This window comes from Halobacillus sp. B29, from assembly GCF_052246755.1.
Taxonomy (GTDB): Bacteria; Bacillota; Bacilli; order Bacillales; family Halobacillaceae; genus Halobacillus; species Halobacillus halophilus.
Map to the genome: position 1 here is coordinate 103,779 of NZ_JBQQCM010000009.1, position 12,448 is coordinate 116,226.

The window sequence follows — 12,448 nt, forward strand, 5'->3', positions numbered from 1 at the left end:
GCCTTTTTTCTTTTTCTATATATAGCGTATTATAATAATTAGGAAAAGCAATCTTTAAAATTTATATATTGTATAAGGAAAGGAGAACAATTCATATGTATAAAGGTATTCACCACGTTTCTCTGCTGGTTACAGATATTGAACGAGCCAAGCATTTTTACGGTGAGGTGTTAGGATTTGAAGAAAGTAGTAAACGTCCAGACTTTGGTTTTCCCGGCGCCTGGTATCAGGTGGGAGAAACTCAGGTTCATTTAATTGTACATAGTGAGGGTGAAACTCTACGTGGAACCACAGAGATTGATTCAAGAGACGGTCATTTTGCTGTGAGAGTAAGGGATATAGAGGCATTCCTTGAAAGAATGGAAGCCTATGATGTAGAGATGTTAAATAAACCTCATAACAAAACAGATTGGCACCAAGTATATATTTGTGATCCTGACGGAAATGTTATTGAATTTAACAAGTAACAAGCAGAGTATGAGCCATCGTTAATTTGACGGTGTGTGCATAATAGGTCAGTATGTGTTTCTATGAAAAAGATCAAATTATACGTGTTAAAAAGAGAGATTCCGCGATTTCGGGAATCTCTCTTTTTGGTTCAAACCCTTCTTCTCCTGCATAACCAGGTTATGCCTGTACATATAGTGAATAAGAACATGAACGTCTCACTCTTCCATCAAAGCCAAGGAGGCTGGCTATGGATTCAAATGTTATGGTAATAATGGCTTCGGCTTTGGTTACGGGACTGGGAGCTCTCCCTGTGTTATTTATTCGCAACATTTCCCACAGAAGAATGGATGCAATATTAGCTTATACGGCAGGGGTAATGATGGCGGCTTCAACTTATGGTTTAATACCTGCTTCCTTAAAACTAACGAACTTATATATTCTTACGTTTGGTGTGCTCGCTGGAGCGCTGCTATTAAATATGCTTGAATATTTTATCCCCCATACAGACATGGATCATCAGAGGGTTGATATTACGCTTTCTTCTCAATCATGGATGCTGATTATGGCAATGACCTTACACAATATTCCGGAAGGGCTATCAGTAGGTGCGAGTCTAGCCAGCGAAATAGAAAACCTTGGTCTGGTTGTTGCTCTGTCCATGGCTCTTCAAAACGCACCGGAAGGGTTCCTGGTGGCCATATTTTTAGTTAATCAACGAGTTTCAAAACCTACAGCCATTACGTTTGCGATGGCCACAGGAATTATGGAATGTCTGGCAGGATTTGCAGGCCTGTATCTCGTTCAAATTGCATTATTCCTTGTCCCTTATGGACTAGCATTTGCAGCAGGAGCCATGTTGTTCATTGTTTACAAAGAACTTATGCCGGAAAGTCATGGACATGGATATGAGCGACTGGCGACATTTTCATTCCTGCTCGGTTTACTCAGTATGATTGGATTAGTCGAGTGGTTCAGATAGACAGGAAATTAGGAGACTGAAAAAAGTTATAAGTCTTTCCATTAGGGGAAGGATAGTTACACTTTTTGTCGAAGTAAAGCAGATGAAGAGTTTAGGTTTTATCAATGAAAGGGGAGATTCTTTTGTTTAAGAAACTGGCCAGTGACGCTTTAGGATTAAGTGATATTGGTAAAATTATTAATAAAGAAGATTTTGATAAAACACAGTCGGATGACTTTGTACTGACAGAGGATGAGGAGAAGATATTTTTCCTCATTAAATCAAAATCGGATGAATACTGCTTTACTAACAGAGCACTAATCCATTTGGATGGAGAAAAGGCGTCCAGCAGTAAACGTAATATTCTGCGGTACGATTACTACAAACACCATATCAGTAACCCCTCGATTGAAACGGCCGGTACCATAGATTTGGATCTAGAAATTAAATTCACCATGGGAAATAAAGTATTCAGTATTGATATTGCTAAGGATGAGGGCGAAGCGATCGCTGATTTGTATAAATCACTGGTAGCAATTTCTCATATTCAGGAGGAAAATCGCCTATATTCGGATTTTGCCAGAGATAGCCTTGGCACAGCAAGCTCGCTGATTAAGGATAACCGTTTCCATGATCATGATATATCGAAGGAATTCGAACAGGCAGCTAATTTTGCTTATAACTGGTATGAACAAAAGCATCGCGAAAATACACAGAAGGATTTCAAAGAGGTATTTGAAAAGTATATCCATAATTAAACGTAAAGGAGAGCCTTTCTAAAGGTTCTCCTTTTTTGTTAGTAAGTTAGGGGGTACAGATGGTATTGCGACCTGCTTGTTTCTTTATGAAATCTCAAACTCGCTTGAAACAAGAAATATTGTTAAACTTATTAATGGTATTTTCGCTGCAAGTATGATTGAGGTTTTGCCAGCGCATATATTCCCCACTTCCGATCTTTACTCATGAACGGTTTTAAGGGAGAACAATTTACTATTAAAGAATTTACTACAGAAGAAGTAGTCCATTTAAGGTTTTAATATGTCCATTTTAGGAGGAAACTGTACCTTGATTATTGCGATTATTTTTTTATTATTTGTGTCACTCTTCTTTTCGGGGAGCGAAACAGCTTTAACAGCTGCCAATAAAATGAAGTTACAATCAAGAGCAAATAATAATGACAAGAAAGCAGAAAATCTGCTCCAGCTAATCTCAAGACCGAGTGAGTTCATTACCACTATTTTAATCGGGAATAACATTGCGAACATTTTATTGCCCACTCTTGTGACCACCCTTGCGATTCAATATGGGTTCAGTGTAGGGTTAGCTTCAGCTATTCTGACGGTGACGATTATCATTTTCTCCGAAGTCATTCCGAAATCTATAGCAGCTGCATTTCCTGATCGTATTTCTCTATTGGTATCACCTGTAATTCGTTTTTTTGTATTTGTATTTAAACCAATTACCATTGTACTTAATAAACTGACAGGGGTTATCACTAAGGCCCTTGATAAAGGTCAACCTAATGAAGTTTCCATTTCTAAGGAAGAGTTGAGAACTATGGTAGATATTGCAGACTCTGAAGGAACCTTTAACGAAGAAGAATCTCTTCGTATCAAAGGTGTATTGGATTTCTATAATCTGAATGTAAAGGACGTGCTGAAGACCCCGAGGGTAGACATGATTGCTCTTCCCGCAGATGCTTCTTTTGAAGAAGTGAGGGATATCGTAATTCAGAACCCTTACACACGATATCCTGTGTATAGAAAAGACATGGATGACATCATAGCGGTTTTCCACTCGAAGTATTTGACCTCCTGGTCCATGGATCCTGAAAAACCATTGGAGGCTTTTACTTACAAGGAACCATTAATTATTTACGAGTTCCAGAAAATTGAGTGGGTATTTAAAAAGATGACGAGAGAACAAAAGCACATGGCTATTGTTCTCGATGAATATGGCGGCACCGAAGGGATTTTATCACACGAAGATGTTATTGAAGCTATGATTGGGCTCGAAATTGAAGATGAGATGGACACTCAAACGGATACCATTATTGAGAAAGTCTCAGAAAATGAGGTTATCTGTGATGGGAAAATAACCCTGCGACGGCTGAATTCTATTTTCGATACGGAGATACCTGAAGAAGAAGATGTACTGGCAGGATACTTGTTAGAGGAGTTTAACGTTTTTCCAGAAGAAGGAGATGTATTGGAGAGGAACGGCATTTCATTTAAAATACTTGAGATTCAAGGCAGAAAGATCAAAAAAGTCCAGGTGGTTAAATAAATTTGTGAACCAGGGAGTTCAGAAGATACTGAAGAATGATAAACTTACCCGCTTACAATGGTATTCCCTAAAAATTTAGAGGAGCGATCTTATAAGGTCGCTCCTTTTTGTGTGCTTAATCCGGCTTTCCTTAGTCCATTTCTTGGGTTCAGCCGCATAAATTGAATCTTTTTATTCATACTAAAGGAATCAAGAATTCTTTGGAGGTGTCTGCGTATGAATATAGCAATTATGGGAGCCGGTTTAGCAGGACTTTCGTGTGCATTAACCCTTGAAAAATATGGATATCAAGCGGATATTTTTGAAAGACGGGAAGAAGTAGGTGATCGATTTGTCATAGCGGAAGCCATGTTTTCCATGTTTCATACTCCTTATGATGATGCGATTAAGTTTCTATCGGAGACACATGATATTCACTTAAAGCCTTCCAGCAATCTGCAAAAAGTATATTTTTATTCAAAGAATGAGTCTTCTTTTATCGATGGACATCTTGGATTCGCCAATATGAGAGGGAAGCACCCTCATTCTTATGAAAAGCAAATGGAAAGTCAGCTGAAAGGAAAAATTAAATATAACCAGAATGTTACTTATGAGGACCTCTCAAAGGAATATACACATATTGTTTTAGCTACAGGTGATCCACTGGATACTAAAAAAATCCAGCCCTATGACGTTGCTTTTAAAGCAAGTTTTAAAGGAGCAGTCATCAGGGGGGATTTTAATAGGACAGAGGCTCATGTATTTTTTAATAATGATTATGCCCCTAAAGGAATGGCCTATTTACTGCCCCATTCTGATTGCGAAGCTTCGCTTGTACTAGTTTATCCACAATATCCTGAGAATGAGCATTTAGATAAGGACCAGTTATGGAAGATGTGTTGGGATGATTGTTGTAAACGCTTGGATCAGGAATTTGCAATTATTAATGAGTATTCCATAAAAGATTATCGCATTGGAAAGTCAGAAACCGATCGTATTGGAAATACATTTTTTATCGGAAACTGCTGGGGATCTATTACGCCTGTATTTGGCTTTGGCCAATTTGAATCGATGCTGACAGGAATCTACGCCGCGCATGATATTGCAGGTGTTGGTGATTACACTATACTTGTTAAGCCGCTTTCTCAGAGTTATCATGATTCTCTTACCTTACGTAGAACCATGGAGAAATTCAACAATGATCATTTGGATCTAATTACAAAGTCAATTAACATTCAGTTAATTGAGAGTATGATTACGAATAATAATTTAAATGTAATGAAGATCTTGAGCCGCATCATTCATCCGTTTAGTCGAAAAGCATAGGACACCTCTTAACCATTCCCCTCGTTTATTAACTAAGAACATAGGTCTATTCCAGTTCTCCTGGAACGAAGGACTGATGCTAATGTATTAGCTTGAACGGATTGAATCAATGATCATTCACCTGAAGCAAAGTTGAATGTGATAAGCTAGGAATAATAGAGGAGGGGAATAGGAATGGGTGAACGATCAGCTGCAACCGTACAATCTGTAGACCGGGCGTTATCTATTCTTCAGCTTTTACAGGATAATTCTGAGGGGATGGGAGTTACAGAAATTGCTCATCGTTTAGGTGTAGCGAAAAGCACGGTCCATAGACTGCTGGCTTCATTAAAGCAAAAAGGGTATGTAAAACAAGATGAGATGCTTGAGAAGTACCGTCTAGGATTAAAACTGCTGGAACTTGGCGAGACCGTCTCTGAAAACATAGATATTCGAACAACGGCAAATCCTTATTTAGTTAAGCTCGCCCAGGAGACAGGTGAGACGATCCATTTAGGAATAAGAGAAGAGACCGAAGTCATTTATGTGGATAAAGTAGAGCGGTATGCGCCGATTCGTATGTACTCTTCCGTTGGTAAGCGGGCCCCGTTATATTGCACGGGGATTGGAAAAGCACTGCTCGCTTTTGTCTCTAGTAAAGTACAAGATCATTTAATGAGTATCCTTACCTTAAAGGAGTATACACCCTACACAATTACGGATAAGGACGTGCTAAAGAATCACTTGGAGCACATACGTAAACATGGTTATTCGATAGATAATGAAGAACATGAGAGGGGAATTCGTTGTGCGGCAGCACCGATTTGGAATCATCGCGGTGAAGCGATAGCGGCTATTAGTGTAGCAGGTTCCACTTCAAGGATGACAGAAGAAAAAGTTGAATCTTGTACGGACAGTCTCTTGCGTACATCCCTTGAGATTTCACGTAGGCTTGGATATTGAAGAAGAGAAGGACAGTTGACAAAAACAGTTGGAATACTTTAGGTTTTTAGTAGCTGAAATTTTTTTATAACTATAAAGTGGAACGTTGTTCCGTAATAAGGAATATTACAGAAAGGAGATTTTAATGACAGTACTAGAAATGATTGAAAAGGAAAAACTGGTAGCCATTCTGCGGCTTCAAGATACACAATCTCTTGAGTCTATAGTGAAAAGCTTATATGATGGTGGGATTCGTATTCTTGAAATAACGATGAATACACCACGTGCGCTCGAAACTATTCAACAAGTGAAGAAGCAATATCCTGATATGATCGTTGGAGCAGGGACTGTACTTGATGAAAGCTCGGCCCGCGACGCCATTCATTCAGGTGCTGACTTCATGCTTGCCCCTACTTTAAAGGAAGAAACAATTCAAACTGGAAATCGTTACAACGTACCAGTTATACCAGGAGTTTTTACACCAACTGAGGTATTAACCGCTTACGAGTATGGAGCATCACTGGTAAAGATTTTCCCGGCCACTCAGGTGAATGCTGGCTATATAAAGGATCTTAAAGGCCCCATGCCATTTATTAACGGAATGGCTGTCGGAGGGGTTTCAACATCGAATTTGGAAGAGTACCTAAAAAGCGGCTGGCACTCCGTAGGCCTTGGAAGTTCGCTGGTTCATCCCAAATGGGTCGAGCAAAAGGAATTTCATAAAATCCAAGCAGCGGCGGGAGAGCTGGTCTCCATTCGAGATCAAGTCTTTAAAGATTGAGGAGGGGACTTTATGGCTAAGATAATCATCGATTGTGGAACGACCAATTCGCGTCTGCGCTTGTCAGCAGGAGAAGAAGGTCAATTGACCGATGTTCTTAGAATAGAAGCTGGTATCCGAAATACAGCAATGGATGGAAATACAGATCGTCTAAAAGCGTATTTGCAAGAAGGGATTCGGTCACTGGTTGAGCGTAATGGATTAGAACTATCAGATGTGGATTATATGGCGGCTTCGGGCATGATTACATCAAATATCGGTCTTTTCGAAGTTCCACATGTGACTGGACCTGCAGGAATGAAAGATTTAGCGGCTCAAGCAAAGATGGTCAGGCTCGAAGAATTTTTTCATATTCCCTGCTTGTTTATTCCTGGTATGAAGAGTATCAGTCTCGAAGGAACGGCAGAAAGTAGTTCGATAGATGAATATGATGTGATGCGCGGAGAAGAGGTGGAATCCATCGGGCTTTGGAACCAACAGAGGCCAGAAGGGGAAGGACTGATGGTTCTGCCCGGATCTCATACGAAATTTGTTTTTGTTGAAGCGGACGGTACCCTAAAGAAAAGCTATACTACGCTTGCCGGTGAACTTTTGAAAGCGGTTCAATCGGAAACGATTCTATCGGGTTCACTTCAGGAGGAACTTATCGAATCTTTCGCTCCTGACTCTTTTAATAAAGGGTTTGAAGCCTGTGAGAAAGTTGGAGTGACGCGTGCCTTGTTCCACGTGAGGCTCCTGGATCTCCAAGGTGAATTGGATGCTAATGAACGAGCCAACTATTTGGCTGGCGTACTTTTTCATGAAGATTGGAAAGCTCTTAAACTAGCAATTTCAAAGCTAGATAGACTTGATTGGGTTATGGTTGGAGGTTCCAGTCCGCTCAGAGAACTATTTGTTTATCTACTGCAAAAGCTTGAACAGCATTGGGAAATCCATGAACTGGATGAAAAAAGCAGTGATATGGCCGCGTTTCATGGAGCGCTGGAAGTCATAAAAGCTTATGAGGAGGAACAGATATGAAAATTAGAAGTTATGAATTATTTCAAGTACCGCCAAGGTGGTTATTCTTAAAGATTGAAACGGATGAAGGCATTGCCGGGTGGGGAGAACCGGTGATTGAAGGAAGAGCTCACACGGTGAAGGCAGCCGTTGAAGAACTGATGGAGAATTTGATCGGTAAGGATCCTTTCCGCATTGAGGATCACTGGAATATGCTTTACCGTTCTGGTTTTTACCGGGGAGGCCCGATTCTGATGAGTGCTCTTTCCGGAATTGACCAGGCTTTATGGGACATTAAAGGGAAGTATTACAATGCGCCCATCTATCAATTGCTGGGAGGAGCATGTCGTGACTCTATCAAAATTTACTCATGGATTGGCGGGGACCGTCCTTCTGATGTAGGTCAGGCCGCTAAAGAAGCGGTAAATACAGGATTTCAGGCGATTAAGATGAATGGAACGGAAGAAGTGCAGTATCTTGACTCCTATGAAAAAATCGATGAAACTGTGGAGCGGGTAGCATCCGTACGGGAAGCGGTTGGCAAAGGAGTAGGGATAGGAATCGATTTCCACGGACGAGTACATAAGCCAATGGCTAAAGTGCTTGCTAAAGAGTTGGAACCCTACCGCCCTATGTTCCTGGAAGAACCTGTACTTTCTGAGAACAATGAAGGACTGAGAGAAATTGCCCAGCATACCCATATTCCTATTGCGACGGGTGAACGAATGTTCTCCCGCTGGGACTTTAAGAATCTATTATCCGATGGATATGTTGATGTGATCCAGCCGGACATCTCCCACGCAGGAGGAATTACGGAAACTAAGAAAATTGCTGCGATGGCGGAGGCGTACGATGTAGCTCTGGCTCCGCATTGTCCACTTGGACCTATCGCTCTTGCTTCCTGCCTGCACGTGGACGCTACATCTCATAACGCAACCATTCAGGAGCAGAGCCTTGGGATTCATTACAATAAAGACAATGATCTGCTGGATTATATAAAAGACCGTAGTGTGTTTGATTATGAGAATGGTTTTGTAAAGATTCCACAGGGGCCTGGGCTCGGCATTGAAATTGATGAAGAGTATGTTAGAAAACGAGCAAAAGAAGGTCATAACTGGCATAATCCGATTTGGCGTCACGATGATAACAGTATAGCTGAATGGTAAGGGAAGAAGGAAAGCCCTATTCAACGGGGTTTTCCTTTTTCAATGAAAAAAATTTTTATTACGCCTTGAGATGGATTGAAATCCTTATTATGGGAGTGGAAAAAGGATACAATCACGATTTCTATGAAAATTAGTTTCATAATCAGGGTTGAATTGAAAAAAATTTTATGTATAATCATTAGTGAAAGAAAAAAATTTCGTTAGCAAACCCAGCTTTTAAAAGATATTTTTTTCTGCGAATTGAAAGCGGTTACCGTTTAACTTATCAATCTAGCACATGTCGTGGAGGAAAATGATATGAAAAGAGAACTTATTGTCGCCATCGATATTGGTACAACTAGTACGAAAACTTTAGCTTACGATCAGGAAGGTCGTATATATGCAGAGGTAGAAAAAGAGTATCCGCTCTATTCTCCTGAAGCGGATCGTAAAGAACAGGATCCCGATGAAATCTATGAGGCTGTTATTTATACGCTGACAGAGGTTTCACACACGGTTAAGCAAAAAGGTAGAGAGATTGCAGCTGTCAGTTTCAGCGCAGCTATGCACAGCCTTTTGGCTGTAGACGAAAATGGACGTTTACTTACCAACGCTCTTACATGGGCTGATCAGCGTTCAGTCAAAGAAGCGGAAGAGTTGAAAGCAGGAAGGGGACATGAAATTTACTTGCGCACTGGAACGCCGGTGCACCCGATGTCTCCACTTACAAAATTGATTTGGATGAAACGGCATGAACCTGAACTGTTTGCTAAGACGTCTAAATGGATTTCCCTTAAGGAATACGTTTTCTACAAGTTATTTAACCGCTTCGTCGTCGATCATTCCATTGCTTCAGCAACAGGTCTCTTTAACTTAAAGGAACTGACTTGGGATCAAGAAGCTCTGGAAACAGCAGGAGTTTCAGCCGAACAGCTGTCTGAACCTGTCCCTACGACAGAAATCATTCGCGGACTTTCCAGTGAACATGCTGAGGCACTGGGCCTTGCCTCTGAAACACCTTTTGTAATCGGTGCAAGTGATGGAGTACTTGCGAACATAGGCGTTGGGGCGATTACGCCTGGCTCAATTGCCTGTACGGTAGGAACCAGTGGGGCGATTCGAACAGTGGTGTCTGAGCCGGCGGTTGATCCCAAAGGCAGAACGTTCTGCTACGCGCTTACGGAAGATCAGTGGGTAATTGGCGGACCGATTAATAACGGTGGGATATCATTCCGCTGGGTGCGTGACCAATTGTTTCCGGACTTACAAGAGAAAGCAGCTGCCAATGGAGAGAGTGCTTACGATGAATTAACCAGACGTGCCTCCAGTGTAAGTGCCGGGTCAGGCGGATTGTTGTTTTTACCTTATTTAACGGGAGAGCGCGCTCCATTCTGGGACGCAGACACAAAAGGTGTTTTCTTCGGATTGACGCTTGATCATGGAAGAGATCATATGATTCGCAGTGTGCTTGAAGGCGTCATGTTCCAAATGTATTCGGTAGCGCTTGCGTTGACAGAAGCGGGTGTGGAGCCGGTAGAATACCGCGCAGGCGGAGGGTTCGCACGCTCTGAGCTGTGGCGCCAGATTATGACAGACATGTTTGAAACGGACATGATCATTCCAGAAAGCCACCAGGGTTCATGCTTAGGTGCTGCCTGGCTTGCTATGAAGTCTTTAAACTGGATTGATGATCTCTCAAGTATCCAGAGCATTCTTCAAACGACAGTGAAACACACGCCGATTGCAGAGAATGTACACACGTATCGCTTACTAAAACCTATTTATTTAAGATTAGCCAGGAAATTGCCTGATGAATTTAGTGCTATTTCAGACGTTCAGCGAGAACTTATGGAACACCATAAATAAATACTAATAAAGAGAGGAGAAGATTAAAATGGAATCGACAGCGGGGTTAGTGATTGTAGCCGTATTAGCGGTTGTGGCCTTATTATTTTTAGTTATGAAAACCAAGCTTCAAGCATTTGTAGCGTTACTTACCGTCAGTATTTTAGTTGGTTTGGCAGTAGGAATGAATCCAGGAGATATCATAACAACAATTGAGGACGGAATGGGAGGTACCCTTGGTTACGTAGCCGTAATTATCGGTCTTGGTGCCATGTTTGGTGAAATCCTTCGTGTTTCAGGAGGAGCGGAACGACTGGCTCTTACCCTAATTGATAAATTTGGAGAAAAGAACATTAGCTGGGCGCTCGGCCTAACTGGTTTTATTGTATCGATCCCGGTTTTCCTTGATGTTGCGCTCGTTATCTTAGTTCCAATGCTTTACAGTTTGACACAGCGTACGAAAAAATCTTTATTATACTTTGGTATTCCATTACTTGCGGGTCTTGCGGTTACGCATAGTTTCATCCCGCCTACTCCTGGTCCGATCGCCGTAGCTTCCTTGCTTGGCGCAGACCTGGGCTGGGTGATCCTATTCGGTTTCTTAGCTGGTATTCCGGCTATGATTCTTGCGGGACCAGTCTTTGGTAAGTATATTTCCAATAAAATTCACGTTGGAGTTCCAGAATATATGCTCGAACAAGTGAAGAATGTGGATTACGATCAAAAGAATCTCCCTAGCTTCGGGAGTGTTGTAGCGATCATCACACTTCCCCTTGTGTTGATTCTAATCAATACGTTGTCAGGTCTTGTGCTGCCCGATGACAGCACGGCACAGAGCATTCTTACGTTCGTGGGTCACCCATTTGTTGCGTTAACGATAGCTGCATTGCTGACGTTCTACATTTTCGGAATTAAACGCGGTTATTCTAAGGAACAAGTACAGGAAATTACGACGAAAGCCCTTGAACCGGCCGGTATTATTATCCTGGTAACTGGTGCCGGTGGCGTATTCGGTGAAATGCTTATTCAATCTGGCATCGGGGATATTCTTGCCAATGCCATGGAACAGACGCAGATGCCAATCCTTGTATTTGCCTTCCTTACAGCTACAGTTGTACGTGTCGCGCAGGGTTCTGCTACTGTTTCAATGATTACAGCGGCTGGACTAGTTTCTCCACTGCTTGATACCTTTGATGTAAGTGAACCTATGCTCGGTCTACTGGTTATTGCGATTGCTTCCGGTGCCACCGTCGTTTCTCACGTAAACGATTCTGGTTTCTGGCTGGTAAACCGTTATTTCGGATTGACGGAAAAAGAAACGCTTCAATCCTGGACGGTTATGGAAACCATTATCGGTCTTGTAGGATTTGGTGTTGCATTGATTCTGAGTATTTTTGTATAAAAACAATGATGAGACTTCCTTTATAGGGAGTCTCTTTTTTGCGTTTTAGCTCTGTTAATCTACATATTGATTTATTACAGTAAAGCTCCCTTTTCTGTAAGACTCCGTTTCGAGATAAATGGGTCCGTTATTCTATGTGGAGGAGGGCTGGTGGGGAAATAACTCGTCTTGTTCCATCACCCCGATAGACACTTTCCTATGGCCCTACACGACGTGGGGTCGATCGACGATGCCACAGGACGTGGCGACTTTAGTCGATCCTCCTTTTTACCAGGAGCTTCCTCGCTCGTTTCACTCCCTGCGGGATCTCACCTAGTCCCTTCTCCCAGGGGAGTCTCATCATTTCCCCACCACCT

Annotated in this window: 11 protein-coding genes; all 11 read left to right on the forward strand. The window is 41.8% G+C overall.

Annotated elements, in window-relative coordinates; translation table 11 throughout:
• Positions 1–95 precede the first annotated feature (95 nt).
• The 11 genes from ACTWP7_RS12910 to ACTWP7_RS12960 all read left to right on the forward strand — a co-directional run bounded on the left by ACTWP7_RS12910 (position 96) and on the right by ACTWP7_RS12960 (position 12,092).
• Entirely contained in the window at positions 96–467 is a 372-nt protein-coding gene (locus tag ACTWP7_RS12910; protein ID WP_443123526.1) for a VOC family protein, read from the forward strand.
• Between the two features lie 230 nt (positions 468–697).
• Positions 698–1,429, forward strand: coding sequence for a ZIP family metal transporter (locus ACTWP7_RS12915; RefSeq protein WP_443123527.1), 732 nt, complete (start codon positions 698–700; stop codon positions 1,427–1,429).
• Between the two features lie 122 nt (positions 1,430–1,551).
• A complete protein-coding gene (locus ACTWP7_RS12920) occupies positions 1,552–2,166 on the forward strand; it encodes a PH domain-containing protein (RefSeq protein ID WP_443123528.1) in 615 nt (204 codons plus the stop codon).
• A gap of 307 nt (positions 2,167–2,473) precedes the next feature.
• A complete protein-coding gene (locus ACTWP7_RS12925) occupies positions 2,474–3,694 on the forward strand; it encodes a hemolysin family protein (protein ID WP_443123529.1) in 1,221 nt (406 codons plus the stop codon).
• A 216-nt stretch (positions 3,695–3,910) separates the two neighbouring features.
• Positions 3,911–4,999, forward strand: coding sequence for an FAD-dependent oxidoreductase (locus ACTWP7_RS12930; protein WP_443123530.1), 1,089 nt, complete (start codon positions 3,911–3,913; stop codon positions 4,997–4,999).
• A gap of 174 nt (positions 5,000–5,173) precedes the next feature.
• Positions 5,174–5,941, forward strand: a complete 768-nt coding sequence (locus ACTWP7_RS12935) for an IclR family transcriptional regulator (protein WP_443123531.1) — start codon at positions 5,174–5,176, stop codon at positions 5,939–5,941.
• Positions 5,942–6,065: 124 nt separating this feature from the next.
• Entirely contained in the window at positions 6,066–6,701 is a 636-nt protein-coding gene (locus tag ACTWP7_RS12940; protein WP_443123532.1) for a bifunctional 4-hydroxy-2-oxoglutarate aldolase/2-dehydro-3-deoxy-phosphogluconate aldolase, read from the forward strand.
• A gap of 12 nt (positions 6,702–6,713) precedes the next feature.
• Positions 6,714–7,721, forward strand: coding sequence for a 2-dehydro-3-deoxygalactonokinase (locus ACTWP7_RS12945; protein ID WP_443123533.1), 1,008 nt, complete (start codon positions 6,714–6,716; stop codon positions 7,719–7,721).
• Entirely contained in the window at positions 7,718–8,866 is a 1,149-nt protein-coding gene (gene dgoD, locus ACTWP7_RS12950) for a galactonate dehydratase (protein WP_443123534.1), read from the forward strand. Before ACTWP7_RS12945 ends, dgoD begins: the two co-directional genes overlap by 4 nt.
• A 297-nt stretch (positions 8,867–9,163) precedes the next feature.
• Complete coding sequence (gntK, locus tag ACTWP7_RS12955; RefSeq protein ID WP_443123535.1) at positions 9,164–10,711, forward strand: gluconokinase; 1,548 nt, start codon at positions 9,164–9,166, stop codon at positions 10,709–10,711.
• A gap of 28 nt (positions 10,712–10,739) precedes the next feature.
• A complete protein-coding gene (locus ACTWP7_RS12960; protein ID WP_443123536.1) occupies positions 10,740–12,092 on the forward strand; it encodes a GntP family permease in 1,353 nt (450 codons plus the stop codon).
• Positions 12,093–12,448 lie beyond the last annotated feature (356 nt).